General features: G+C 69.3%; 23 protein-coding genes. 12 read left to right on the forward strand and 11 right to left on the reverse strand.

Annotation, left to right across the window (positions count from 1 at the left end; translation table 11 throughout):
* Positions 1-129: 129 nt before the first annotated feature.
* The 5 genes from AC1RRS_RS15320 to AC1RRS_RS15340 form a co-directional block, all read right to left on the reverse strand.
* Positions 130-1,932 (reverse strand): aminopeptidase P family protein, encoded by a 1,803-nt coding sequence (locus tag AC1RRS_RS15320; RefSeq protein WP_492855885.1) that lies wholly within the window; start codon positions 1,930-1,932, stop codon positions 130-132.
* A gap of 42 nt (positions 1,933-1,974) precedes the next feature.
* Entirely contained in the window at positions 1,975-2,367 is a 393-nt protein-coding gene (locus AC1RRS_RS15325) for a hypothetical protein (protein ID WP_492855886.1), read from the reverse strand.
* A gap of 263 nt (positions 2,368-2,630) precedes the next feature.
* Positions 2,631-3,497 carry a 50S ribosomal protein L11 methyltransferase gene (locus AC1RRS_RS15330; RefSeq protein ID WP_487291727.1) on the reverse strand — a complete coding sequence of 289 codons (867 nt, stop codon included), beginning with the start codon at positions 3,495-3,497 and terminating at the stop codon, positions 2,631-2,633.
* Complete coding sequence (locus tag AC1RRS_RS15335) at positions 3,494-4,903, reverse strand: O-antigen ligase family protein (protein WP_492855887.1); 1,410 nt, start codon at positions 4,901-4,903, stop codon at positions 3,494-3,496. The genes AC1RRS_RS15330 and AC1RRS_RS15335 overlap by 4 nt, the downstream gene beginning before the upstream one ends.
* A 240-nt stretch (positions 4,904-5,143) precedes the next feature.
* Positions 5,144-5,644, reverse strand: a complete 501-nt coding sequence (locus AC1RRS_RS15340; RefSeq protein WP_492855888.1) for a hypothetical protein — start codon at positions 5,642-5,644, stop codon at positions 5,144-5,146.
* A gap of 86 nt (positions 5,645-5,730) precedes the next feature.
* On the opposite strand from AC1RRS_RS15340, the gene AC1RRS_RS15345 reads away from it, so the two are divergent.
* Positions 5,731-6,912: a low temperature requirement protein A gene (locus tag AC1RRS_RS15345; RefSeq protein ID WP_492855889.1), complete on the forward strand. Its 1,182-nt coding sequence runs from the start codon at positions 5,731-5,733 to the stop codon at positions 6,910-6,912.
* 117 nt (positions 6,913-7,029) lie between these two features.
* Here the strand turns inward: AC1RRS_RS15345 and pip are convergent, their stop codons facing one another.
* Positions 7,030-8,019, reverse strand: a complete 990-nt coding sequence (gene pip, locus AC1RRS_RS15350; protein ID WP_492855890.1) for a prolyl aminopeptidase — start codon at positions 8,017-8,019, stop codon at positions 7,030-7,032.
* Between the two features lie 141 nt (positions 8,020-8,160).
* Between pip and AC1RRS_RS15355 the strand changes: the two genes are divergently transcribed.
* From AC1RRS_RS15355 to AC1RRS_RS15365, 3 genes are all read left to right on the forward strand, one after another.
* Positions 8,161-8,709: a TlpA family protein disulfide reductase gene (locus AC1RRS_RS15355; protein WP_492855891.1), complete on the forward strand. Its 549-nt coding sequence runs from the start codon at positions 8,161-8,163 to the stop codon at positions 8,707-8,709.
* Between the two features lie 29 nt (positions 8,710-8,738).
* Positions 8,739-8,993, forward strand: a complete 255-nt coding sequence (locus tag AC1RRS_RS15360; RefSeq protein WP_110121231.1) for a low temperature requirement protein A — start codon at positions 8,739-8,741, stop codon at positions 8,991-8,993.
* Between the two features lie 135 nt (positions 8,994-9,128).
* Positions 9,129-10,094 carry a bifunctional helix-turn-helix transcriptional regulator/GNAT family N-acetyltransferase gene (locus AC1RRS_RS15365; RefSeq protein ID WP_492855892.1) on the forward strand — a complete coding sequence of 322 codons (966 nt, stop codon included), beginning with the start codon at positions 9,129-9,131 and terminating at the stop codon, positions 10,092-10,094.
* Between the two features lie 75 nt (positions 10,095-10,169).
* Here the strand turns inward: AC1RRS_RS15365 and AC1RRS_RS15370 are convergent, their stop codons facing one another.
* Positions 10,170-12,464 (reverse strand): TonB-dependent receptor, encoded by a 2,295-nt coding sequence (locus tag AC1RRS_RS15370; protein WP_492855893.1) that lies wholly within the window; start codon positions 12,462-12,464, stop codon positions 10,170-10,172.
* Between the two features lie 216 nt (positions 12,465-12,680).
* Here AC1RRS_RS15370 and ettA point away from each other — a divergent pair, with 216 nt between their 5' ends.
* A complete protein-coding gene (gene ettA, locus AC1RRS_RS15375) occupies positions 12,681-14,348 on the forward strand; it encodes an energy-dependent translational throttle protein EttA (protein ID WP_487291734.1) in 1,668 nt (555 codons plus the stop codon).
* A 60-nt stretch (positions 14,349-14,408) separates the two neighbouring features.
* On the opposite strand, the gene AC1RRS_RS15380 is transcribed toward ettA, so the two are convergent.
* The 4 genes from AC1RRS_RS15380 to AC1RRS_RS15395 all read right to left on the reverse strand — a co-directional run bounded on the left by AC1RRS_RS15380 (position 14,409) and on the right by AC1RRS_RS15395 (position 19,134).
* A complete protein-coding gene (locus tag AC1RRS_RS15380; RefSeq protein ID WP_492855894.1) occupies positions 14,409-16,430 on the reverse strand; it encodes a M48 family metalloprotease in 2,022 nt (673 codons plus the stop codon).
* On the reverse strand, positions 16,418-16,789 hold the full coding sequence (locus AC1RRS_RS15385; RefSeq protein WP_492855895.1) for a hypothetical protein: 372 nt from the start codon (positions 16,787-16,789) through the stop codon (positions 16,418-16,420). The genes AC1RRS_RS15380 and AC1RRS_RS15385 overlap by 13 nt, the downstream gene beginning before the upstream one ends.
* A complete protein-coding gene (locus AC1RRS_RS15390) occupies positions 16,786-18,603 on the reverse strand; it encodes a hypothetical protein (RefSeq protein WP_492855896.1) in 1,818 nt (605 codons plus the stop codon). Before AC1RRS_RS15390 ends, AC1RRS_RS15385 begins: the two co-directional genes overlap by 4 nt.
* A 90-nt stretch (positions 18,604-18,693) precedes the next feature.
* Positions 18,694-19,134: a hypothetical protein gene (locus tag AC1RRS_RS15395; RefSeq protein WP_487288425.1), complete on the reverse strand. Its 441-nt coding sequence runs from the start codon at positions 19,132-19,134 to the stop codon at positions 18,694-18,696.
* A gap of 309 nt (positions 19,135-19,443) precedes the next feature.
* Here AC1RRS_RS15395 and AC1RRS_RS15400 point away from each other — a divergent pair, with 309 nt between their 5' ends.
* The 7 genes from AC1RRS_RS15400 (at position 19,444) to AC1RRS_RS15430 (ending at position 25,835) form a co-directional block, all read left to right on the forward strand.
* Positions 19,444-20,403 (forward strand): 2-hydroxyacid dehydrogenase, encoded by a 960-nt coding sequence (locus AC1RRS_RS15400; protein WP_492855897.1) that lies wholly within the window; start codon positions 19,444-19,446, stop codon positions 20,401-20,403.
* A gap of 39 nt (positions 20,404-20,442) precedes the next feature.
* Positions 20,443-20,805, forward strand: coding sequence for a VOC family protein (locus tag AC1RRS_RS15405; RefSeq protein WP_110120994.1), 363 nt, complete (start codon positions 20,443-20,445; stop codon positions 20,803-20,805).
* A 149-nt stretch (positions 20,806-20,954) separates the two neighbouring features.
* On the forward strand, positions 20,955-21,932 hold the full coding sequence (locus AC1RRS_RS15410; protein WP_492855898.1) for an ArsR/SmtB family transcription factor: 978 nt from the start codon (positions 20,955-20,957) through the stop codon (positions 21,930-21,932).
* Positions 21,929-22,885: a methylenetetrahydrofolate reductase [NAD(P)H] gene (metF, locus tag AC1RRS_RS15415; protein WP_492855899.1), complete on the forward strand. Its 957-nt coding sequence runs from the start codon at positions 21,929-21,931 to the stop codon at positions 22,883-22,885. The genes AC1RRS_RS15410 and metF overlap by 4 nt, the downstream gene beginning before the upstream one ends.
* Positions 22,882-23,742, forward strand: coding sequence for a CAU/MBL1b family subclass B3 metallo-beta-lactamase (gene blaCAU, locus AC1RRS_RS15420; RefSeq protein WP_492855900.1), 861 nt, complete (start codon positions 22,882-22,884; stop codon positions 23,740-23,742). Before metF ends, blaCAU begins: the two co-directional genes overlap by 4 nt.
* The gene (locus AC1RRS_RS15425) at positions 23,739-24,815 is read left to right on the forward strand and encodes a homocysteine S-methyltransferase family protein (protein ID WP_492855901.1); all 1,077 of its coding nucleotides are present in this window, start codon (positions 23,739-23,741) and stop codon (positions 24,813-24,815) included. Before blaCAU ends, AC1RRS_RS15425 begins: the two co-directional genes overlap by 4 nt.
* A 15-nt stretch (positions 24,816-24,830) precedes the next feature.
* On the forward strand, positions 24,831-25,835 hold the full coding sequence (locus tag AC1RRS_RS15430; protein ID WP_492855902.1) for a D-alanine--D-alanine ligase family protein: 1,005 nt from the start codon (positions 24,831-24,833) through the stop codon (positions 25,833-25,835).
* Position 25,836: the final 1 nt, after the last annotated feature.

Consider the following 25,836-nt stretch of genomic DNA (forward strand, 5'->3'; position numbering starts at 1 on the left):
TGACGGATGAGGGGTCTCTCGGACGCAAAACGCCGCGAAAGCTGATCGGCTTTCGCGGCGTTTCTGTTCGTGCGACCCCTCACCCGACCTCCCTCCGGGAGGCCACCCTCTCCCGCAAGGGGAGAGGGGTCAGATGGGCTTACACACCTCTTCCAGCCAGGCCCGCACTTCCGGCTCCAGCCGCGGGCCGATCTCGCGCAGCACCCGGGCGTGGTAGGTGTCGAACTGGGCGACTTCCTCGGCCGTCAGCAGGGCCTTGTCGACCAGGCGGCGGTCGATGGGGGCGAGCGTCAGGGCCTCGAAGCGGTGCATCGGGCGGTCGCCGCCGCCGACGGTCTCGGCGGGCAGGACGACTTCCAGGTTCTCGATGCGGATGCCGTATTCGCCGTCCTTGTAGTAGCCGGGCTCGTTGGAGACGATCATGCCGGGCTGCAGGGCGACGGTGTTGGGCGCCTTGCTGATCCGCTGCGGGCCTTCGTGCACGCCCAGATAGACGCCGACGCCGTGGCCGGTGCCATGGTCGTAGTCCAGCCCATGAGCCCAAAGGGCCATGCGGGCGAGCGCGTCGATGGCCGAGCCGGTGGTGCCGGCCGGGAAGCGTAGGCGGGCGATGGCCAGATGGCCCTTCAGGACCAGCGTGTTGCGCTGGACCATCTCGGCCGTGGGCTCGCCGATGGCCACGGTGCGGGTGACGTCGGTGGTGCCGTCCAGGTACTGGCCGCCGCTGTCGACCAGCAGCAGCGAGCCGAGGGCCGCGCGTTCGTTGCTGCGCTCGGTCGGGCGGTAGTGGGGCAGGGCGCCGTGGCCGTTGGCCGCGCCGATGGTGTCGAACGACAGGTCCTTCAGCACGCCGGTGGCTTCGCGGAAGCTTTCCAGCTTGGCGACGGCCTCCTTCTCGTCCGGCGGGCTGACCTGGCCCTCGGTGGCCAGCCAATGCAGGAAGCGGGTCAAAGCGGCGCCGTCGCGGCGGTGGGCTTCGCGCGTCCCGTCCAGCTCGACGCCGTTCTTGCAGGCGCGGGGCAGGGTGCAGGGGTCCATGCCGCGCACGACCTTGGCGCCGGCGGTGGTCAGGGTGTCGAAGTACCAGGCCGAGGACTGGGCCGGATCGACCAGCACCGACTTGCCGGCCAGCTCTGCCAGGGCGCCTTCGAGGGCTTCTGGGGCCTCCAGCGAGACCTCGTTGCCGAGCCAGGCGGGCAGGTCGTCGGTGACCTTGGCCGGGTCTAGGAACAGGCGGGCGCTGCCGTCGGCGCGCAGCACGGCCTGAGCTAGCGGCAGGGGCGTGCGGATGACGTCGCCGCCGCGGATGTTGAACAGCCAGGCGATCGAGGCCGGGGCGGTGATCACCGCCGCGTCGGCGCCGAGGCCCGCGCCGACACGGGCGCGCTTGGCCGAGGATTCCTCGCCGGCGTACTGGGTGGGATGCGGAACCACCGGAGCTTGCGGCTGAGCCGGGCGCTGCTGCCCCCAGGCCTCGTCGAGCGGGTTGGCGGTGACGGGTTTCAGCGTGGCGCCGGCGCGGGCGGCGGCGGCCTTCAGGGCGTCGAGAGCCGAGGGGCTGTGCAGGCGGGCGTCATAGCCAATGACGGCGCCCGACCTGGCGGTTTCCAGATAGGCCGGGACGCCGCCCTCGACGAGGTCGCGGATCTCGAACACGCCCTGGTCGACCTGTTCACGCACTTGCAGCGTATAGCGGCCGTCGACGAAGACGGCGGCGCGGTCGCTCATGATGACGCCGGCCCCGGCCGAGCCCGTGAAGCCGCTGGCCCAGGCCAGGCGGTCGTTGGCGGCGGGCAGGTATTCGTTCTGGTGCTCGTCCTCGTGGGGCACGAGGAAGCCGTCCAGACCCTGACGGGCCATGGCCTCGCGGATCAGCGGAACGTGGCGCGGGCCAAAGCCCGGATCGGTGGATTCATCGAAGGTCTGGCGCATGGGCAACGATTTAGGCCCCATGCGCCGACCTGAAAAGGGGACTTATTGCAGGCGGTCGGGGTTGGGCGACGGCGCCGTGCCGTCGGTGGTGGCCCCAGTCCCAGGGGGGGCGTTGGCGGCGGCGTCGTGGGCCGCGTCGGCGGCGTTCTGGGCCTGGGCCTCGGTCTGGCGGCGGACGGCGTCGGCCGCGGCGGCGGCGTCACGGGCCGAGCTCTCGGCGGCGGCCTGGGCCTGCTGGGCGCCGGTCTGGAGGCCTACCTGCGCGCCTTCGATCAGGCCGGCGGCGCGGCCCTGTTCCTGGGCCTGGGCGATCTGGTCGGTGGAAGCGTCCATCGGCCGCGAGGTCAGCATGAAGGCCACGGCGATCACCGCCACGATGGCCACCACGCCGGCCACCAGCCAGCCCAGGGGACTCGACTCGCGGCGGACTTCCACGACGCGCTCGGGCTGTCGCTGGACCGGGGGGAGGGAAGGATCGGTATAGGTCATGGCTCTCGTCCTGGAACGTTGTTGTTCGAGGAAACGTGGAGCCAAGCGGAGGTGTTCCGCTCTGTCTCACCTCTCCCATGGGGAGAGGGAGGGGCCCATTGCGCAGCAATGGGAGGGGGAGGGGGTAAAACGGGTGAGGTTGTAACACCTCACCCTCCCACGCCTGACGGCGCGGGTCCCTCCCTCTCCTTATAGGAGAGGTGTTTTTATCAGGGCCGCTCGAGCACCAGCGTCGCCCAGGCGTCGCGGTGGATGCGGGTCTTCACGCGGAAGCCGCGCGACAGGTAGGCGGCCTTGACCATGCGTTCCTGGGTGCGCAGCAGGCCCGACAGGATGACCGTGCCGCCGGGGACCAGGGCGCGCTTGATGTCCTGCACCAGGCTGATCAGCGGGCGGGCCAGGATGTTGGCGAAGACGAGGTCGTAGGGCGCGTTGTCGGCGACCAGGCGGTGGCCCAGGCCCGAGGCGTGGACGAAGCGGGCGTTGGCCTTGTTGACCAGGGCGTTCTCGCGGGCGATGCGCACCGACGGCTTGTCGATGTCGGTGCCGACGGCGAGCTTCGAACCGGTGCGGGCGGCGGCGATGGCCAGCAGGCCGGTGCCGGCGCCGACGTCGAGCACCTTGTTGAACTTCTTGGCCTTGATCAGGCGGTCATAGGCCTGGAGGCAGCCGACGGTGGTGCCGTGGTGGCCGGTGCCGAAGGCGGCGCCCGCCTCGATGCGCAGGTTGACGGTGCTGGCCGGCAGGCGGCCGCGGTCGTGCATGCCGTAGACGAAGAAGCGGCCGGCGCGCACCGGCGGCAGGCCCGACAGCGCCATGGCCAGCCAGTCGGCGTCGGCCAGGGTCTCGCGCACGACCTTCAGCGGGAAGCCGCCCAGCAGCTCTAGCAGGCCGGCGTCTTCCTCGTCGGTGGTCGGGAAGGCGTCGATGCGCCAGATGTTCTTGTCCTCGTCCTCTTCCAGGATCGAGTAGGTCGCGCCTTCGAGGCCGGGCATGTTGTCGATGGCGTCGGCGGCTGCTTCGGCGTCGGCGCGGGCGCCGCGGGCGACGATCTGCTGGGGCGTGTAGTCGGTCATGCCGCTCCAATAGTCGTACGCGCCGCCAAAGGCGAGACCGTGCGTCGCCCGAAGACGGGGGCGGGGCTCCAAATTTCCGGGATCGGCTCGGGCGGGGCCAGGCGCCAGGTCAGCGGCGCCTCTTCTCGGGGGGCTCGCGCGGCCTTCGGTTCGGCGCCGCGGGCGAAGCCCAGGGCGGGGCCGAGCAGGCGCGTGGCGGCCGCGCAGGCCAGAGCCCAGGCGATGCCGTTACGCTCCAGGATGAAGCTTTCCGAGAAGGTGGTGATCAGGAAGATGACCAGGAACAGCGTCGCCCAATAGCCGTCGCGCACCTTGTCGAACCGGAACAGGGCGACCAGCAGCGGCAGGCCCAGCACCAGCGCCGACAAGCCCACGCCCACCCAGCCAAGTTGGGCCAGCACGTCGAGCCAGCCGTTGTGGGCGGTCGGCACGTTCCAGCCGGTCTCCTTGCGGATGAACATGGCCGGCACCGACTCGTCGCGCCAGAACACCGCATAGCCGTAGCCGGTGATCGGGGCCTTGGCCGACTGGCGCAGCAGGGCGTCCCAGATCTCGGTGCGGCCGGTCAGGGTGGGGTCCTTGCCCAGGGCCTTGAAGAGGAGTTCGGGGGCCAGCCACATGACCAGGGCCAGGCCGCCGACCACGGTGACGCCTAGCCAGACCATGGTGATCGCGGTGGCCGGACCGCGCCGCATCATGCCCAGCAGGCCCGAGCCCGCCAGGCCGATCATCAGCACCATCAGCGAGGTCTTGGACTTGCTCATCACGATCATGAAGGCGCAGAGCACGATGGCGGCGATGAAGAGCTTGCGGTGGCGCGTGCCGGCCAGGATGGCGGCCATCGAGGCCAGGGCGCCGTAGACCATCATCGCGCCCATCTGGTTCTTCTCGAACCACAGGCCGCGCCAGTCGCCGGCGTTGATGTCGTGCTGCACGCCCATCTTGGGATAGGCGATCGCCGCCAGCAGGCCGCCGGCGCCGAGGATCAGGAAGGTGGTCGCCAGGATCTCGGCCATGCGGCGGCCGTCGAAGCTGGCGGCGAAATAGAAGCCGAACAGGGTGGTGAAGGCCGCCGCCAGGGCCCGGCGGTTGGTGGTGCCCGGATCGAACGACCACGACGACGAGGCGAACACCCAGAAGACCAGCAGGCTGAGCACGCTCGCCGGCAGCCAGAACTTCATCAGGCGGGGCGCGCGCCACATCACCAGCCCCAGGATCAGGGCGTAGACCGGCAGCCACATCAGGCGAAGGAGCGGCATGTCCTCGCCGCCGGCCTGTTCGGGGTCGAGCAGCGGGCCGATCAGGGCGTTGGACAGCATGAACAGCACAAAGCCGCAGGCCCAGGCCTCCAGCGTGCGCAGGATCCCTCCCTCGTGCTCGTCCCGTTCCAGCGCCGCCGCGTCCATCTGCGTTCCCGTGTGGCGCGAAACGGCACAATGTCGCTTCGCTCGACGGGATGGGTGCAAGGCGGGGGCCTAAATCCCTCTCCCCTTGCGGGAGAGGGTGGCCTCCGAAGGAGGTCGGGTGAGGGGTCTCTCAGATCTCGACGCTGCGTGCGGCGGCTAGGTCTGGGCGAAGCGTTTGATGTTTGAGAGACCCCTCATCCGTCGGCTTCGCCGACACCTTCTCCCGCAAGGGGAGAAGGATCAGTAGCTCGACGCCGCCATTTCCGTTGGCGGGCCCGTCACCACCTCTTCCGGCAGGCGCTTGTCGAGGATGTCGCCGCTGGTCGAGGCGTAGCTGGCGCGGGGGGCGTCGGCCGGTTCGGCGGGGGCGGGGGGCTGGTCCATGGCGGTGGCGCCGGAGGCCGAGACGATGTCCTGATCGGCGGGCTCGTAGCTGGCCGGTTCGATCAGGCCCATCTCGGGGCCCATGCCGACGAGATCGGCCGAGGTCAGCACCACCGGCGTCTCGTCCTGCGGCGGGCGCAGGAAGTCCTGGCCGATGACGTAGTCGGGGACCTTGCCGGCCGGCCAGACCATGGGCGCGGCCTCGGCGTACTGGCTGCCGTGAACCTCGACATAGGCGCCGGGTTCGGCCTCCTGCGGACCGATCTGCATGGCGACGCCGGCCACCGCGCCCAGGGTCAGGGCGAGGGGGAGGCCGACGATGGCGGCGCGGGTTTTCAGGAGATCGAACGGCGTCATGCGAGGATAGCGCTTCAGCCGCCAATTCGTTCTGGCTAGCTTCCGATTCAGGGCGGAAGTCTGGGCGAAAGAACGAAGGAGCGGACATGACGAGCAGGAAGGGCGGCGGCCTGCTGCGGGCGCGCGAGGGCGGCCATGCGCGGGTGACCTATGTCGAGCTGTTCTTCGACCTGGTGTTCGTCTTCGCCATCACCCAGCTGTCGCATGGTCTGATCGGCCATCCGAGCCCGTTGGGCGTGCTGGAGACGGGCCTGCTGCTGATGGCCGTCTGGTGGGCCTGGGTCTACACCGCCTGGGTCACCAACTGGCTGGACCCCGAGCGCCCGCCGGTGCGGATCATGCTGTTCGTGGTGATGGCCGCGGGCATGGTGCTGGCGATGTCGATCCCGCAGGCCTTCGAGGGCCGGGGCCTGCTGTTCGCCCTGGCCTATGTCGGCATCCAGGTGGGGCGCAGCCTGTTCACCCTGTGGTGCGTGCGGCTCGACGAAGGGCTGCGGCTGAACTTCCTGCGGATCAGCGCCTGGCTCAGCGTTTCGGGCGTGCTGTGGATCGCCGGCGGCCTGCTGCACGACGAGTTGCGCCTGGCCTGCTGGGCGGCGGCGATCGCCATCGAATACGCCTCGCCGGCCGCCGGCTTCTGGACCCCGGGCCTGGGCCGGTCGAAGACCGCCGACTGGACGGTGGAAGGCGCGCACCTGGCCGAACGCTGCGCCCTGTTCACGATCATCGCCCTGGGCGAGTCGATCCTGGTGATGGGCGCGACGGCCGCGGGCCTGGACTGGACGCCGGCGGTGACGGCGGCCTTCGCCTCGTCGTTCGTGGCCAGTCTGGCCATGTGGTGGATCTATTTCTCGTTCACCGCCGAAGCCGCCAGCGAGGCGATCAGCCATTCCGACGATCCGGGGCGGGTGGCGCGGGTGGCCTACACCTACAGCCACCTGCTGCCGGTGGCGGGGATCATCGTGGCGGCGGTCGGCGACGAGTGGGTGATCCACCATCCGGTCGGCCACGCGGACCTCAAGACCGCCATGGCCCTGATCGGCGGGCCGCTGCTGTTCCTGCTGGGCGGGGTGCTGTTCAAGAAGGCGGTGTTCCGCATCTGGTCGCCGTCGCGGATCGCCGGCATGGCGGCGCTGGGGCTGCTGGCCCTTGTGGCGATGGCGGTCTCGCCGCTGGTGCTGTCGCTGCTGACGACGGTGGTGCTGCTGGCGGTGGCGGCCTGGGAGAGCCTGGCGATCAAGCGGCGGGGGAGGCACCTGGGGGCTTGAGGGGATTAGATGCTCCCCCTCTGGGGGAGCTGTCGCGGAGCGACTGAGGGGGTCTTTCGGCCGCGCCGGCCCCCTCCGGCCCTCCGGGCCACCTCCCCCAGAGGGGGAGGATTTCCCCTACCGCCCGAACGCCGCGTCCGTCGCCCGGACCAGGCCGTCGATGACGCCGGGCTCGGTCGAGGCGTGGCCGGCGTCCCAGACGATCTCGAAATGGGCCGAGGGCCAGGCGCGGTGCAGGGCCCAGGCGCTGGCGAGCGGCGTGACGACGTCGAAGCGGCCCTGGACGATCCAGGCCGGGATGCGCCGGATCGTCTCGATGTTCTTCAGGATCCAGCCGTCCTCGGGGAAGAAGCCGCGATTGACGAAGAAGTGGCTCTCGATCCGCGCGAAGGCGATGGCGAAGTCTTCTTCGTTGAACTTCGGCGGCCGGGCCTCGGGGCCGCGCAGCGAGATGGTGTCGCCCTCCCACTGGCTCCAGGCGTTGGCGGCCTCGGCCTGGACGCGGCGGTCGGGGTGGACGAGGCGCTTGTGATAGGCGGCCATCAGGTCGCCGCGCTCCTCGACGGGGATCGGCGCGAGAAAGCGCTCCCAGGCGTCGGGGAACAGCATCGAGGCGCCGTCCTGGTAGAACCAGTTCAGCTCCTTCTCGGTCAGCAGGAAGACGCCGCGCAGCACCAGCCCCTCGACGCGGTCGGGATGCTTGATGGCGTAGGCCAGGGCGAGGGTGGAGCCCCAGGAGCCGCCGAACACGGTCCATTTTTCGACGCCCAGGTGCTCGCGCAGCCGCTCGATGTCGGCGATCAGGCTCCAGGTGGTGTTGTCGTCGAGGCTGGCGTTGGGGCGCGAGCGGCCGCAGCCGCGCTGGTCGAACAGGGCCATGCGCCAGCGGCCGGGATCGAAGAACCGCCGCATGGTCGGGTTGATCGCCCCGCCGGGGCCGCCGTGCAGGATGACCGCCGGCTTGCCGCGCGGCGCGCCGCATTCCTCGTAATAGATCTCGTGCGGCCCGCCGACCGACAACCAGCCGAAGGAGAACGGCTCGACCTCGCGGAACAGGCCGCGACGGCCGATGGCGGACATGGCTGCGAGGGAAGCATGACGGTCCATGGACAGAACCTAGGCGGTTTGCTTGCCCCTGTGAACGCGCTTCGTCACGGTTCGGTCGTTGTCGAGGCGGGGCGGGAGTAAGCTTGACCGCGAGCAACCCTGGCGATAACGCCGCTGGAGCAGGTGGCGTACGGAGGGGACATGCGGCGGCGCGAAGTGATGGCGGCCCTTGCTGCGATGGGGGCGACGACGGGCCTGGCGACGCCGAGCCTGTCCTGGGCCAAGGGCAAGCAGGCGGCGGTGGGCGACGTCGCGCCGCCGTTCACGATCTCGACCTTCGATCACCAGGTCATCAAGTCGACCGAGATGGCCGGCGACGTCGTGGTGCTGAACTATTGGGCCACCTGGTGCGGCCCCTGCCGCGCCGAGATGCCGGCCATGGACCAGTTCATGCGCGAGCGCAGCGGGGCGGGCCTGCGGATCTACGCCATCAGCGTCGAGGATTCGCCGCCGGAGCGGGCCCTGCGCGACCTCGCCAAGGTGCTGGCCTTCCCGCTGGCCAAACGGCTGACGGGCAAGGGCTATGGCAAGATCGACAACGCCGTGCCGACCAGTTTCGTCATCGACCGCCAGGGCGTGGTGCGCCACGCCGACTCGGGCAGCTTCACCTACGGCAGCTTCGCCAAGCTGCTGAAACCCTTGCTGGCCGAGCCGCGCCCGATCGAGGCCAAGTCGGCGCCGGTCGCCTAGCGGCCGAAAGGTCTGCTATGTCGGGGCGCATGAGCAATACGCCTGAAGACTTCTCCGACGACGAACTGCTGGATCTGCTGAGCGACGACCAGCTGATCGAGCTGGACCAGTCGATCGCCGATATGTTCGGCGCCGAGGGGCTGGACCGGCCGGAGGCGCTGGTGGTTCTGGCGCGGGTCTACACCATGCGGGCGGCCGAGCGCGATGAAGCCTCGGCGCTGGCCCTGTTGCAACTGGCGGCCGCCATGCGCCGCCGCGCCGAACGGCTGAAGCCGCGTCAGTAGGGGCGGGCAGGGCGCCTTTCCGCGACATCGACAGCGACGCCGCCGGGCCGAGCTAGCGCTTCTGGCGTCGTCTTGACCGTGATGCGTATAGCTAGATATATAGCTTGCTATATATAATTCTGCAGGATGGCGCTGATGACCTCCGACACCCTCTCCGACCTTGGCGTGACGTTCCTGGGAAGTCGCCTCAAGCGCCTGGGCGACCGGTTGCAGACCGAGGCCGGGGCGATCCTGCAGGCCATGGACCTGCCGGTTCAGCCGGCCCAGCAGCCGCTGCTGGCGGTGCTGCGCCGCGAGGGGCCGCGCACGGTCGGGGCCATCGCCCAGCACCTGCGCATCAGCCAGCCCACCGCCACGCGCGCCCTCCAGGCGCTGATCGAGCAGGGGCTGGTCGAGGCCAGCAGGGAAGGGCGCGACCAGCGCCACAAGCTGCTGTCGCTGAGCCCCGCCGGCGAGGCCTTGATGGACAAGCTGGAAAACGACCTCTGGCCCCGGGTCGAGGCCGCCGCGATCTCGCTGTGCGGCGGGCGGCATCAGCAGTTGATGGACGCCATCGCCGACATCGAAGCCGAACTGGACCGCCGCTCGCTCGTCGATCGCACCTTGGCCGACCGCACCCTGGCCCCGTCGATGAGCGTGCGCGACTTCTCCGACGAGCTGGCCGAGCCGTTCCATCGCATCAACGCCGAATGGATCGAGGAGATGTTCGCCCTGGAGGCCAACGACGTCGACCTGCTGTCCAACCCGCGTGAGCGGATCATCGACAAGGGCGGGGCGATCCTGTTCGCGCAGACGCCCGACCTGGGCGTGGTCGGGACCTGCGCGCTGATGAAGGCCAAGGACGGTTGGTTCGAGCTGACCAAGATGGGCGTGTCGAAGTCGGCGCGGGGCCGCAAGGTCGGCGAGTTCCTGCTGGCCGAGGCGATCAAGCGGGCGAAGGCGATGGGGGCGAGCGAGAAGCTCTACCTGCTGACCAACACCAAGTGCGGGCCTGCCGTGCACCTCTACGAGAAGCTGGGCTTCGAGCACGACGCCGAGGTGATGGCCCTGTTCGGTTCGCGCTACGAGCGCTGCGACGTCGCCATGCGGTTCAGGGGCTGATCACCCGAGGGCTGAGAACGAAAACGCGGCCGGGAGTCGCCTCCCGGCCGCGCGTTCTTCAGTTTGAAGGCGGGCTTAGAACGCCTTCTTGATCGTCACGAAGCCCTGGCGGGGCGCGCCCGGCAGCAGGGTCATGGCCGTGCCGGCGGTGTCGTTGTTGACGAAGCCGCCCGAGCCGACGGTCGAGATGTAGTCCTCGTCGAACAGGTTGGTGATGTTGGCCTGGATCTCGAGGCCCTTGGTCCAGCCCTCGCCGTCGAAGCTGTAGCCGAGGGTGAGGTCGGCCACGGTGGCGCTGTCGACCTTCCCGCCGATGTTCTCGTAGGTGTAGTAGCGCTCGCCGGTGTAGCTGACGCCGAGCTTGGCGTAGAAGCCGGCCTGCTCGAACTTCACCTCGCCCTTGAAGATGTTCTCGGGCGTATCGACCACGGTCTTGCCCGCGGTGTGGGCGACGACGGCGCCGCTGCCGTTGATGACGTCGTCCTGGTATTCCGACTTGTTGTGGGTGTAGGCGGCGTAGACCGACCAGGCGTCGCTGACGCGGTATTCGCCGGCCAGTTCCAGGCCTTGGGTCTTCACCGAGCCGACGTTCGACAGAACGGCCGGCAGGCCCAGGATCGGCGAGGCCGTCGAGGCGCTGAGCAGGCGGTCCTCGAAGTTGACGTCATAGACCGCGACCACGCCCTGGAACGGACCCCGGTGATAGCGGGCGCCGGCTTCGAAGGTCCGGGAGCTTTCCGGGTTCAGGGTCTTGGCGACGTAGTCGACGACCGTCTGGCTCTGCGAGGCGAACGGGCCGGCCGTCGCCGCCGAGACGTAGGCGGCCATGTTCTCGGTGTAGCCGCCGAAGAACTCCAGGCCGCTGCCCAGGTCGTAGACGAAGCCGATCTGCGGCAGGAACGTGTCCTTGCTCTCGATCTTGCCCGCCAGCGCGCTGCCGACCACCGTCTCGACGCTGTTTTCGACCTTCACCGCCTTGAAGCCGAAGTTGACCTTCAGGGCCTCGGTGACGGTCCAGCTGTCTTCGATGTGGCCGGTCAGGGTCTTGGTCTCGAAGCGGTACTGCCACTGGGTGGCGAACGGGTTGGCCTGGAAGTCCAGCGGATCGCGCGACGGGGCCGAGGCGGTCTCGGCATAGAACCGGCGGGCCTGGTTGAAGTGGTTGGTTTCCGTCCAGAAGCCGCCGCTGATGGTGTGGGCGCCCAGTTCGACCGACAGGCCGGCGGTCAGGCCGCCGCGGTCGATGTCGTATTCGGTGGTGCGGATCGACAGCGGGGCGGCGTTCGAACCGGTCGTGCCGAAGCCGGGGCTGGCCAGGTACGGCGTGTACCAAAGACCCTGGCCCTGGTTCTTGTGCTGGTAGGCGGTGGCGTCGAACTTCACGCGGTCGCCGAAGGGCAGGCTGAGGCTGGCCCCGTAGAGATCGTCGTCACGGATGCCGGCGCCGGCGTAGTAGGCGTCGTCGACCGAGGTGAAGGGCGAGGGCAGGGCGGTTCCGGTCTGGTAGGCGCGGGCGGCGGCGATCGCCAGGGCCCAGTTGGGCTGGGTGTTGTCCCAGTCGCGGCCGAGACGCTTGATCATCTCGAACGACATGTCCTGGTAGTCCTGCTCGCGGCGTTCCGAGCGGTGGTAGAAGCCGGTCAGTTCGCCTTCGCCGATCGGCAGCACGGCCTTGGCGTCGTATTGGCGCTGCTTCTGCTCGCCGCCGCCCTTCCACTTGTCGCTCTTCTGGTCGGCGATCGAGACGTAGGCGCGCAGACCGCCCAGTTGCTCGATGGCGCCGGTCTCGAAGCGGCCGAACACCCGGTGCATGGCCTCGGAGCCGCCGGTGAGGTTCAGCTGGCCGCCGAGCGTCTCGGACGGATCGCGCGAGAAGAACTGCAGCGTGCCGCCCAGGTTCGAGGTCGAGGCGACGCCCAGCGCGCCGGCGCCCTGAGCCAGTTCGACCTTGCCGATGTTCTCGCTGGCGACGGCGCGGCTGATGTGCAGGCCGTTGTGGTTGCCGTAGCTCATGTCGCCCAGCGGCACGCCGTCGAGGGTGAAGCCCAGCTGGTTCTGGTTGAAGCCGCGGATCGAGATGCGGGTCGACCATTCGTAGGCGCCGAAGGCGTCGGCCGACTGGAAAGACACGCCGGGCAGCTTGGCGATCGCCTTCAGCGGGCTGGAGCCGGAGGCTTCCAGGGCCAGGGCGGCGTCGTTGACGGTCTGGACCTGGCGGCTCTGGCCCTGGCCGATGACGATGACGGCGTCGACCTCGGTGGCGGCGTCAGCCGCGGCCGGCGCGGGTTCGGCGGGCGTTTCGGCGGCCAGGGCGGGAGCGGCCAGCAGGAGGGCGCCGAAGGCGGCGCTCAGCAGAAGAGCGGATTTCATTTTCTATCCCCTGGTGCGCCGGGCGGGGAGATCGCCCAGGGCGCGTCTAGGGGGCTCGCCTAACGTTGATCGACGACACCGCCGCGACGGTTATTTGTCGTCTCGCCGACAGTCTGGCGACGAATGCGTGAAGGGGCCGCGATTGCGCAAACCGCCCCCAACCGCTATTTGAGCGCCCGACCCCCGCACCCCGACCCGAGAGACGAAAAGCCCCTCATGGCGCAGCAATACATTTTCCAGATGCAGGGCCTGACCAAGGCCTATCCCGGTGGCAAGAAGGTCTTCGAGAACATCTGGCTGTCGTTCTACTCCGACGCCAAGATCGGCGTCGTGGGCGTCAACGGCTCGGGTAAGTCCACCCTGCTGAAGGTGATGGCCGGCCTCGACAAGGAATTCTCGGGCGAGGCCAAGGCCGCCGACGGCATCAAGCGCGGCTATCTCCCGCAGGAGCCGGTGCTGGACCCGACCAAGGACGTCTGGGGCAACGTCATCGCCGACTGCGAAGACAAGCACGTCTTCGACAAATACAACGCCCTCGCGGTTCAGCTCGGTGAGGAATACACCGACGAGCTGATGGAGGAGATGACCAAGCTCCAGGAGATCATCGACGCCAAGGATCTGTGGGACATCGATTCCAAGATCGAGATGGCGATCGACGCCCTGCGCTGCCCGCCCAACGACAGCAACATCGAAAGCCTGTCGGGCGGTGAAAAGCGCCGCATCGCGCTGGCCCGCCTGCTGCTCAGCAAGCCCGACATGCTGCTGCTCGACGAACCGACCAACCACCTGGACGCAGAGTCGGTGGCCTGGCTGCAGCACCACCTGGAAGACTTCCCGGGCTGCGTCATCCTGGTGACCCACGATCGCTACTTCCTGGATCAGGTGACCAAGTGGACCCTGGAACTGGATCGCGGCAAGGGCATCCCCTACGAGGGCAACTACTCCGGCTGGCTGGAGCAGAAGCAGAAGCGCGTCGTCCAGGAGCAGTCGGAATCCGAAGCCCGCCAGCGCGCGCTCACCCGCGAACTGGAATGGGTCCGGTCCTCGCCCAAGGCCCGTCAGTCCAAGTCGAAGGCCCGCCTGGCGAGCTATGACGAAATGGTCGCCGCGCAGGAAAACGCCCGCGCCGCCCAGACCCAGGCCCACATCCAGATCCCGCCCGGCCCGCGCCTGGGCAACCTGGTGCTGGAAGTCGAGGGCCTGGAAAAGGAATACGGCGACAAGGTGCTGTTCAAGGACCTGTCGTTCCGCCTGCCGCCGAACGGCATCGTCGGCGTCATCGGCCCGAACGGCGCCGGCAAGTCGACCCTGTTCAAGCTGATCACCGGCCGCGAACAGCCCGACGCCGGCACCGTGAAGGTCGGCGAGACGGTGAAGCTGTCCTATGTCGACCAGTCGCGCGACGCGCTGGATCCGAACAAGACCATCTGGCAGGAAATCAGCGGCGGCACCGACGTGATGGTGGTCGGCAAGCGCGAGATCAATTCCCGCGCCTATGTCGGCAGCTTCAACTTCAAGGGCGGCGACCAGCAGAAGAAGGTCGGCCTGCTGTCGGGCGGTGAGCGCAACCGCGTCCACCTGGCCAAGACCCTGGCTACCGGCGGCAACCTGCTGCTGCTCGACGAACCGACCAACGACCTGGACATCGAAACCCTGCAGGCCCTGGAAGAGGCGCTGGAAGAGTTCGCGGGCTGCGCCGTGGTCATCAGCCACGATCGCTGGTTCCTGGACCGCCTGGCGACCCACATCCTGGCCTTCGAGGGCGACAGCCACGTCGAATGGTTCGAAGGCAACTTCGAGATGTACGAGGAAGACAAGAAGCGCCGCCTGGGCGCCGACAGCCTGATCCCCAAGCGGATCAAGTTCCAGAAGTTCGCCCGCTAAGGCGGGAGGAACGCCTCGAGATCGAAGCCCGCCGGACCGGATGGTCCGGCGGGCTTTTTCTTATTTGCTGGCGGGCTTGAGCAGCGAGCGCAGGTCGAACGGCGAGACCGACTGGTCGTCCTTGGCCGTCTTGGGCGTCGCGCCCCAGTAGGCCAGGTCGTGGAACTGCTGCTTCTGCTGCTCGGTCAGCTTGCTCTGATCCAGGTCGCTCAGCGCGTCCAGGCAGTCGAGGATGATCTGCTCGCGCTGGCTGGCGCGGCATTTGCCGATGACCGGCCCCGCCTCCTTGAACTTGTGCCCGCGCACCAGGATGCGGACGTCCTCGGGCAGGAAGTAGTCGTAGTCGCCGGTCTTGCTACGGCCTTCCGTCACGATCGTCTGGGCCTGGGCGAGGGCGCCGCGCTTGGCGTACAGCCTGGCCAGTTCGCGATAGGCGTCGGGCGACACGTTCGGCGAGGAGCGGGCGGCCTCCAGGTGGTTGACCGCGTCGCCCGGCCGGTTCTGGGCCAGGGCCACCCGCGCGGCGACCAGCCGGATATAGGCCTCGCGTTTGAAGGGCGTGTTCAGGGCGATCTGGATCTCGCTCGCGGCCTTGGCGTACGAGACCTGCGGATCCTCGCCCTGCACCGGGTCGAGGGCGTTCTCGGCGTTGCTGGCGGCGCGGGCGGCGCGCACCGCCTCGGCCAGTTCGGTCAGGCCCATCAGGCCGGTGGTCTCGGCGACGATCTTGCCGCTGGCGGGGGTGATCTGGGCCCTGTCGTAGGCGGCCTGGCGATAGCGTTCCATGCCCTCCGAGCGGGCCTTGGCCGAGCGGTGGTCGCGGCTCATCCAGTCGATGGCCTGGCTCTTGGCCTCCTCGATCAGGCTTTTCTTCAGGGCTTCGCCCATGGTGTTGGCCGCGGCGCTGAACTGACCCTGGTTGAGCGCGGCCTGGTACTGCGGATCGGCCAGCAGGGCGGAGGCCTTCTTGCTGAGCCCCGATTTGACGGCGTCTACGCGGTCGTCCATCGCCTTTTCGCCCAGCGCGAACTGGGTCGTGGAGTAGCTCCAGCGCGGCTGGTAGCCGGCCAGGGCGGCGACGTCGTAGCCCGCGGCGTCGGCCTCGTCCTCGAGCATCCGGCCCCAGAACGGCATGGCGATCTTGTCGACCAGGAAGCGCAGCCGGCGGTGGGCCTCCTTGGAATCCTCGATCCGTTCGCGCATGTCGGCGTTCACGCCGGGCTCGGCGTAGCGCATGTTGGCCTCCAGCACCGCGCCGCGCTGGTAGAGCGAGGTCATGCTCTGCAGCAGCTTGCGCTGGCCCTCGGCGGCCTCGTCGCGACGGCTGTGGCCCAGAGCCAGGTGGGCGTATTCGTGGCCCAGCAGCCAGTAGAGGTCGTTGTCGGTCAGCTGGTCGGTCAGGGTTCCGGGCGTGGTTCCTTCGAACACGCCCAGCCAGACGGTGAGCGTGTTGTCCGGCCGCGCCTCGGCGTTGTAGGCGAGGTTGGCGCTGATCAGCACCCGGGGACGCGGCGCGTTCGGATAGGGCCAGGCCTTGGCGAGGCGATCGACCATGGCCTGGAGGCGCGCCTGGGTCTGGTTCATCTGGAAGAGGGTGGGGCGCATGTCGCCGCGCACGTCGGCCTGGGCCGACAGCGACAGCACGGCTGGTCCGCCGCCGGGCGTCGTCGTTTTCGTGGCGGCCGGGGCGGGCTCGGGCCGGGCCGCCCGCTCGGTCGCCTGCGCGGCCTGGCCTGGCGAGCACAGGAAGACACCGTCGCGGCCGCTGATCGAGAACCGGTCGATCGTGGTGGAGCCGATCCGCGCCAGTCCGCCGCCGATCATGCCGCGCACGCCGCCCTTGGCGGGAGGCGGGGCCTTCAGCGCCTCGCCGCTGCAGACCGCCACCAGGCCCGGCTGGGGCGGCGGGGCGGGCGGTTGCGGCGGCGGGGGCGGCGGTTTGGGGGCGGCTGCGGCTTTCGCCGGGGGCTTGGCGGCGGGCGACTTGCGGGCCTGGGCCATGACGTCGCTCGCCGGGGCGCCCAGGCTCAGCCCCATAGCGAGCGCCAGGACGGCGCGCAGGCGCGGGGTCAGTTGTTGCATGCCGCCCCCTGCGACCCGGCCGTGGCCGTGGCCTTGGGCCGCTCGGCCATGCGCAGCCCGCTCTGGCACGGCCCCTTGCGGGCCGAGAGCGCGGCTTCCAGCACGTAGTAGCGAACCCCCGAGGCGTCCTTGAGGGTCAGGCAGCCGCCGCTGGCGGGGACCGCCGGATCCCGGGTCAGCGGCGGCAGCTTGCCGGCCGCGACCGTCTGCTTGGTGGCGAAGCAGTCGGGGTCGGCGTGCAGGGTCACGCTGCCGGTGCTGAAGGCGACCGGGACATCGCCGTCGGCGGCGAGCGCCGGGGCGGCTGCGGGCAGGAGCAGGGCGGCGCAGAACGCCGCGGACGCGATCGGACGGTTCATGATGAGGACGCCTCGTTCTCGGTGGCTCGGGGAGGGGGCGGGGAAGCGGGGCGGCGGCGCAGCAGGGCGCGCGCCTTCCGGACGCCGTTTCGCCAGGCGACGACGACGGCGTCGCGGCAGAGGATGGCGCTCCAGCTGAAGCCCTCGATGCTCCAGAAGCTGATCACGCCGTCCATGATGGTGAAGCCGAACAGCCCCACGATGTTGACCGGCTCCCAGTGTCGCGTCTGGGTGAAGATCACCGCCGTGGTCAGCACGACGCAGCTCATCAGGAAGAGGCCGGCGATCTTGCGAAGGACGTCGCGGCGGCGAACGCCTTCGGCTTCGACGCGCCGCCGGGTGTGCTCCACCAGGAAGGCGATCGAAAAGGCGCAGGCGAACTCCAGCACCTCGCCCCAGTCGAGGTTGAGGTCGCCGAGCAGGCCGTCCTCGAAGACGGGAGGCGGCGGCCGCTGCAGGTTCGGCCCCAGGCGGACCAGGTTGTCGTAGGCCATGGCGTGGAACTGCACGCCGGGCTGGCGGCCGTGGACGACGTTGCTGATCCAGTCGTTGTTGCCCGACTGCGCGGCGCCCACCATCACCGTGCGGCCCGCAAGGTAGCCGCGAACCTCGCCGGCGCGCGGGCCGGTCAGCTCGTCGCGCAGCACGGCGTAGTCGAAGGTGGGCGCGTAGGGGCAGGCGACCTTGGTGGCGGCCTCGTGTTCGCCGATCGCCGAACTCAGCTGGACGAAGCCGACGGAGAGCAGCCGCAGCGGCGAGCGGGTTTCCTTGTCGCAGTCCTTTTCTTCGTCGCTGACGGCGTAGATCTTCTGGTCGAGCGCCAGCTTTTTCGGATCGGGGCGCGATCCCCAGATGACCGAGGCTTTCTCCGCAGGAAGGCCGAGCCTGTCCAGCGTCTCGCGAAACGCCGGCCCTTCGGTCGGCAGCGCCCGCAGGGCCGCGCACAGGGTCTTGCCGTCATCCGGCCTGGCCGGCCCGCGCAGGCAGTCGACGGCGTAGGCGGCCATCGCCGGGGAGAGGTCGTATTGCGCGCCGCCGTGCCAGGCGAAGCCCGGCCTCGTGGCGTCGCCTGGGACCTCGATCGTGCGCAGGGCCTTGCAGGACGCCATCAGCGCCGTGGCCTGCTTGTTCTTGGCCGGGTCCCGCTTGTCGCCATAGGCGTCGTTCATGGCGGCCGCATAGTCCTGGCGGGTCAGGACGGGCCGGTAGGCGTCCGGCAGGTCGGGCCAGCCCAGCGGCGCCAGCAGGGCCACGCCGTCCTGGGCGATCATGTCCATGGACATGGTCCTGCCGGTGATCGGGCCGCACTGGTCGGGCGGAAACTGCTTGCCGAGGATCACCGGCACGCCGCCGGCCTGGACGATGCATTTCAGCTTGTGGAGCGGGGTCGAGCGGCAGTCGGCGCCCTTGGGCCAGTCGGCGACCCGGGTCACCTCGCCGACGGTCTGGATGAAGGCCTGGCGCTCGCTGGGCTCGCCGAACTCGGACACCAGCATGTAGTCGAGGAAGATCGCCGAGGGCCGTTCGGCGGCCAGGGTGCGGACGAGATCGCTGTAGAAGCCGCGCGGGGGAGGCCAGGGCGTGGCCATCTCCTGCAGGGTGGCGTCGCTGACGAGAACCACCGTGGGGCGATGGGGCGGCGCGTCGGGCTCGCCGCCGTAGAACGGCGCCGTCATGCGCCCGACCACGCCGGCGCTATGCCGGTCGGACGCCTCGTCCAGACCCATGGGATCGAGCACGGCGATGATCGCCGCGATCGCCGTCACGATGACGGCCACGACGAAACATGCCGCGAGCTCGCGACGAAGTTGCATATGCAGACCCCCCTGCCTCTTCACGATAGGGGCAGAGGGGGCTCATGGTAAAGCGAATAGTCGCGCTTTAGTTGCGCCTTGGTCGCCTGTCTACTTCGGCTCTTTCGGCGGCATGTTCGGGTCGGTTCCGGGCAGGTTCGAGCCGGGTTGCGGGGCCATGTCGTCGGGCGGCGTGCTGTTGGTCGGCGGCGTGGTCGGCATCGAGGCCGGGGCGTCGGTCATGGGTGGATTGACCTGAGTGCTGGCCGCGGCGTCACCGGACATCGAGCCGTTCATCGAATTGGCCGGGGACGCCGGCGGCATGGTCGCCGAGGTGTCGGCCTGCATGCCGGTGGCCGCCTCGCCGGCCCACCAGTCCTTGGTCGCGCGCTGCTTGGGCGAGGCCTTGGTATAGGCGTCGAGCTGGCTGTAGGGGATCGGCTGCTTGGGCGCGGCCACGGCGGCGCTGGCCTTGATCTTCGGATTGGCGACGGCCGCGCCGGAGACGATCATGGCGAGCGCTGCGCCCGCCAGCAGGGTTTTCGTCAACATGGGGAGCTCTCCCTAAGGCGCCGTGCTCGGCGCCAAGGAATAAAACCCGTTCGCGCTCAAGGCGTTCACAGCTTGGCATTGCCTGTTGCGGTGCGGGAACCGGTGGTCGGCGCGGCGGGTTGTCTGCGGCAGTCCGGCCGGGGCGAGGCGTTCGCGCAAGCCGCCGCCGGACGACTTCAGATATTCGTGCGTCGCGCGCTACGTGCTGGCGCCCGGCCGCCAGAAGAGTAGCTTGTCCTTTGGAGATGATCGTCCCGCGGATCGGCGACGGAGACCTTCCGCCGCGCGCCGGGACCGGAGCCGCCGCCAATGCCGCAAAACCCTGTCGTAAAGCCCCACATCGTTCTTTCGCACGAGATGCTGCTGCCGATGCAGCCGCTGCTGGAGGGCGCCTACGAGGTGCACCGCCTGTGGGACTATCCTGATCGCCTGGACTTTCTTGAAGGGCCGGGCGGGAAGGTGCAGGCCATCGTCCACGCCGGCGAGATGGTGCTGCCGCGCGACCTGCTGTCGGAAATGCCGCGCCTGGGCCTGATCGCCTGCGTCAGCGCCGGCTATGACGGCGTCGACGTGCCCTGGTGCCGGGCCCACGGGCTGGCGGTGACCCACTCGGTCGGCCTCAACGCCGGCGACGTGGCCGACCACGCCCTGGGCCTGCTGCTGGGCGCCTGGCGCGGGATCGCCGAGGGCGACCGGCGGGTGCGCAGCGGCCGCTGGAGCTCGATGGACCGCATGGGCGCGCGCCACGGCCTGCGCGGCCGCAAGGCCGGGATCGTGGGCCTGGGCCATATCGGCGAGGCCGTCGCCCGCCGCCTGGCCGCCTTCGACGTCAAGGTCGCCTGGTGGGGTCCGCGCCCCAAGGAGACCGAGTGGCCGCGCGCCGACAACCTGCTGGCCCTGGCCCGCGACAGCGACATCCTGGTGGTCTGCGCCCGGCCCGACGTGTCCAACCGCCACCTGATCAACGCCGGGGTTATCGACGCCCTGGGTCCGCAGGGCTTGCTGGTCAACGTCTCGCGCGGGTCGCTGGTCGACGAGGACGCCCTGGTCGAGGCCCTGAAGGCCGGCCGCCTGGGCATGGCCGCCCTCGACGTCTTCGAGCAGGAGCCGACCTCGCCGGCCCGCTGGGCCGACGTGCCCCACACGGTGCTGACGCCGCACATGGCCGGCGCGACGCTCGACAGCATTCCGGCCATGGTCAACCTGACCCTGGAGAACCTGCGCCGCTACTTCCTCGGCGAGCCCCTGGCGAGCCCGGTGGCGGCGTGATGTAGTTCTCCTCTGCTTTTCGCGGGTGGAGGGGAAGTCATGGCCAAGGTGCTCGGTCTGGGCGGCGTGTTCTTCAAGGCGAGCGATCCCAAGGCGCTGGCCGACTGGTACGCGCGGGTGCTCGGCTTCAAGATCGAGGACTGGGGCGGTGCGGTGTTCGAGCCTTCGAAGAAGCCGTTCACCGGCAATTGGTCGCCGTTCCCCGCCGACACCCGCTATTTCGAGCCGTCGGCCGCGCCGTTCATGGTCAACTTCGTCGTCGACGACCTGGAGGGCGTGCTGGCCAAGGCCGCCGCGGCGGGCGTCGAACCGACCGGCCGCCAGGACGAGGGCTACGGCAAGTTCGCCTGGCTGGTCGATCCTGAAGGCTTGAAGATCGAGCTGTGGCAGCCGGCCGAATAGGCGCGGGGCGGGCAGGGGAAGATTTATCCCCTGCGCCGTACGTTTGGAGAGCTGGCGGGGCTTTTTGATCTCCGTGCGGCGGGCTAAGGACGGTCTCTCAGCTTAGAAATCGCTTGCCAAATCGGACATAAAGATATCTTTATATCCCTATGGCGCTATCGAGCGAACAGGTTGTCGACGTTTTGCGCGCGGCGGGCGAAAGCACCCGTCTGCGCATCCTCGCGCTGCTGGCGGCGGACGAGCTTTCGGTGCTCGAACTGTGCCGGATCCTCGACCAGAGCCAGCCGCGCGTCTCCCGCCATCTGAAGCTTCTGGCCGAGGCCGGGCTGGTCGAACGCTTTCCCGACGGCGCCTGGGTCTTCTATCGCCTGGCGGGAACGTCGGGCGGCGGGGCGGTGGTCGCTTCGGCCCTGGGGCTGATCGACCGCGACGACGCCGTCATCCAGGCCGACTCCAGCAAGCTGGCCGCGGTGCGCGCCGAACGCTCGGCCGGCGCCCAGGCCTATTTCGCCCGCAACGCCGCGCGCTGGAACGAGATCCGCTCGCTCTATGTCGACGAGCAGGAGGTCGAGGCGGCCATCCTGCGAGCGATCGGCGAAGGGCCGTTCGACGAGATGGTCGACCTGGGCGCGGGCGCTGGCCGCATGCTCACCCTGCTGGGCAAGCGGGTGGTCAACGCCCTGGGCCTGGACCTGTCGCAGCAGATGCTGAACATCGCCCGCGACGAGGTGGCCAAGGCCGGGCTGACGGCCTGCGAGCTGCGCCACGGCGACATCTTCGACACCGGCCTGCCGGGCGGTTGCGCCGACCTCGTCACCGTCCACCAGGTGCTGCACTATCTGGGCGATCCCGCCGCCGCCGTGGGCGAGGCCGCGCGCCTGGTCGCGCCCGGCGGCCTGCTGCTGATCGCCGACTTCGCCCCGCACGACCACGAGTTCCTGCGCGAGGCCCACCAGCACCGCCGTCTCGGCTTCGCCGACGACGAGATCCAGCCCTGGATCGTCGCCGGCGGCCTGGTCCCGGAAGTCAATATCGCCCTGCCGCCGACCACGGCCGAGGGGCTCACCGTGAAGATCTGGACCGCCCGCCGCCCGGCGCAAGCGCTCGCCGAAAGGACCGCCGCATGACCCTGCCGCCCACCCGCCGCGTCATCGGTCCCGTCGCCCGCGCCGGCGAGCGTCCCGTCGGCGCCGTGCGTCCGCGCGTCTCGTTCGAGTTCTTCCCGCCCAAGACCGAAAAGATGGAAGCCAGCCTGTGGGAGGCGATCACCCGCCTGGCCCCGCTGGATCCGGCCTTCGTGTCGGTGACCTACGGCGCCGGCGGCTCGACCCGCGAGCGCACCCACCGCACCGTCAAGCGCATCCTCGACGAGACCAGCCTGAAGCCGGCCGCCCACCTGACCTGCGTCGGCGCCAGCCGCGCCGAGGTCGACGAGGTGATCCACGACTACTGGGACATCGGCGTGCGCCACATCGTGTCACTGCGCGGTGATCCGCCTCCCGGCGAGGGCGGCATCGGCGGCGTCTACGTGCCCCGCGAGGACGGCTACAAGAACGCCACCGAACTGACGGCGGCCCTGCGCGGCATCGCGCCGTTCGAGGTGCTGGTCGGGGTCTATCCCGAGAAGCACCCCGAGAGCCCCTCGCTCGACCACGACATCGAGGTGCTGAAGGCCAAGGTCGACGCCGGCGCGACCCTGGGCATCAGCCAGTTCTTCTTCGACATCGACGCCTTCCTGCGCTTCGTCGACAAGGCTCGCGCCGCCGGGATCACGATCCCGATCGTGCCGGGGATCATGCCGGTGACCAACTTCAACGGCCTGAAGAAGATGTCGGTGGCCTGCCAGACCTCGGTGCCGTCGTGGCTGGCCAACCTGTTCGACGGGCTGGACGAGGATCCCGAGACCCGCCGCCTGATCGCCTGCTCGGTGGCCGCCGAGATGTGCGCCAAGCTGCAGGAGCAGGGCTTCAACGACTTCCACTTCTACACCCTGAACCGGGCGGACCTGGTCTACGCCATCTGCCGCGTGCTGGGCGTGCGCGAGACCGCGCCGGCCCCGGCGGCGGAGGCCGCGGCATGAAGCGGATCCTGACCCTCGCCCTGGCCCTTGGGCTGGCCGGCCTTTCCCCGGCCGGCGCGCAGGACAACGCCTCCTGGACCAAGCCGAACCGGCCCTACCGGGTGGTGGGCAACATCTATTACGTCGGCTCCGAGGGGCTGTCGGCCTGGCTGATCACCTCGCCGGAAGGCCATGTGGTGCTTGACGGCGGCCCGTCGGCCGAGGGCGGCAAGCTGATCGAGCGCAACATCCAGTCGCTGGGCTTCAAGCTCACCGACGTGAAGGTGCTGATCAACACCCACGCCCACTTCGACCACGCCGGGGGCCTCGCCCAACTGAAGGCCGACACCGGCGCCAAGGTCTGGGCCTCGCGCGCCGACAAGCCGGCCCTGGAGAAGGGCCAGCACTTCGGCGACAACGCCAACGGCCTCACCCAATTCCCGGCCGTGAAGGTCGACAAGGCGTTCGGCGACGAGACCAAGCTGAAGATGGGCGGGACCACCCTGGTCGCCCACCTGACGCCCGGCCACACCGTCGGCTGCACCACCTGGACGATGCAGGTGGTCGAAAAGGACCGGCCGCTGAACGTGACCTTCCCGTGCTCGCTGTCGGTGGCCGGCAACGTGCTGGTCGGCAACAAGACCCACAAGACCATCGTCGCCGACTATCGGGCCAGCTTCGCGACCATGCGGGCGCTGCCGACCGACGTCATGCTGCCCAGCCACGAAGAGCAGGGCGGCCTGCTGGCCAAGCGCCAGAAGCAACTGCGCGGCGACGCCGACGCCTTCATCGACCCGACCGAGCTGGGCCGGTTCGTCAACGCCTCCGAGACGGCGTTCAACAAGGAACTCGCGCGCCAGCAAGGAGCCGCGAAATGACCGACCTGACCATCCGCGCCAACCGCGTCGCGGCCCTGAAGGCCGCCGCCAAGGAGCGCATCCTCATTCTCGACGGCTCCTGGGGCGTGATGTTCCAGAAGAAGAAGCTGAGCGAGGCCGACTATCGCGCCGAGCGCTTCGCCGACTTCGACGGCCAGATGAAGGGCAACAACGACATCCTGTGCCTGACCCGGCCGGATCTCGTGGCCGAGCTTCACGACGCCTATTTCGCGGCCGGCGCCGACATCTCCGAGACCAACACCTTCTCGGGCACCACCATCGCCCAGGCCGACTATCGCCTCGGCGAACAGGACGTGTGGGACATCAACCTGGAAGGCGCGAAGATCGGCCGCCAGGTCGCCGACCGCTGGAACGCCGAAAACCCCGACCGTCCGAAGTTCATCGCCGGCTCGATCGGGCCGCTGAACGTCATGCTGTCGATGTCGTCGGACGTGAACGACCCGGGCGCGCGCAAGGTGACCTTCGACCAAGTCTACCAGGCCTATCGCCAGCAGGTGGACGCCCTCTACCAGGGCGGGGTCGACCTGTTCCTGATCGAGACCATCACCGACACCCTGAACTGCAAGGCCGCCATCAAGGCGATCCTCGACTGGCGCGACGAGGGCCACGAGGAGCTGCCGATCTGGATCAGCGGCACCATCACCGACCGCTCGGGCCGCACCCTGTCGGGCCAGACGGCCGAGGCGTTCTGGAACTCGATCAAGCACGCCAAGCCGTTCGCCGTCGGCTTCAACTGCGCCCTGGGGGCTGATCTGATGCGCCCGCACATCGCCGAGATGGCCCGCATCGCCGACACCCTGGTCGCAGCCTATCCCAACGCCGGCCTGCCCAACGCCATGGGCGAGTACGACGAGGAGCCGCACGAGACCGGCCACGCCCTGCACGAATGGGCCAAGGACGGTCTGGTCAACATCCTGGGCGGCTGCTGCGGCACCACCCCCGACCACATCCGCCACGTGGCCGACGAGGTGCGCGGCGTCGCCCCCCGCGCCATTCCCGAGCGCCCGAAGGCCATGCGCCTGTCGGGCCTCGAACCCTTCGAACTGGCTTGATCGAGTACGAGTCTGATGCGCACCACCATCCTCTTCGGCGGCCCCAGCCGCGAGCGCCTCGTGGCCGTGGCCAGCGCCCAGAGCCTGACCCGGCAGCTGCCGGACGCCGACCTGTGGTTCTGGGCGCCGGACGGCCAGGTCTATCCGGCCAGCCAGGCCGTTCTGCTGGGCCATGACCGTCCGTTCGAGCTGGACCTGCCGACCGAAGGCGCGCCGATCGGCGACATCGAGACGGCCCTGGGCGTCGCCGCCCGCGAGGACCGCGCCCTGCTGCTCAGCCTGCACGGCGGCTTCGCCGAGGATGGCGGCCTGCAGAAGCTGTGCGAGGCGCGCGGCGTGGCCTTCACCGGCTCGGGCTCGCACGCCAGCTGGCTGGCGTTCAGCAAGACGCGCGCGAAGGACGTGGTCGAGAAGGCCGGCGTCTCGGTTCCCCAGAACATCGCTTCGGAGGACGCACAGGCGGCGCTGGCCAAGTACGGCCGCCTGATCGCCAAGCCGTCCGAGGACGGCTCCAGCTACGGCCTGATCTTCGTCGATACGCCGGCGGACCTGGACGCGGCCCTGAAGGCGGCGACCGAGCAGGCCTATGTCATCGAACCCTTCGTCCAGGGGCTGGAATCGACCTGCGGCGTGCTGGAACTGGCCAGCGGCGAACTGATCGCCCTGCCGCCGGTGGAGATCCGTCCGTCGGCCGGCAAGTTCGACTACAAGTCCAAGTACCTGGCCAAGGACACCGAGGAAATCTGCCCGGCCACCTTCGCGCCGGAGATCAACGCGGCCCTGCAGGACCAGGCGCTGAAGGCTCACAAGGCCCTGGGCTGCCGGGGCTATTCGCGCTCGGACTTCATCGTTTCCGAGCACGGCCTCGTCTATCTGGAGACCAACACCCTGCCGGGCCTGACCGCCTCGTCGCTTTATCCCAAGGCGCTGAAGGCGCAGGGGATCGAGGTCGCCGACTTCCTCCAGGGGCAGCTGGTCCTGGCCGAGGCGCGCGCCAAGCAAGCCGCGACGGCGGCCTGAT

The sequence above is a fragment of the Caulobacter sp. GW821-FHT12A07 genome (genome assembly GCF_058807655.1).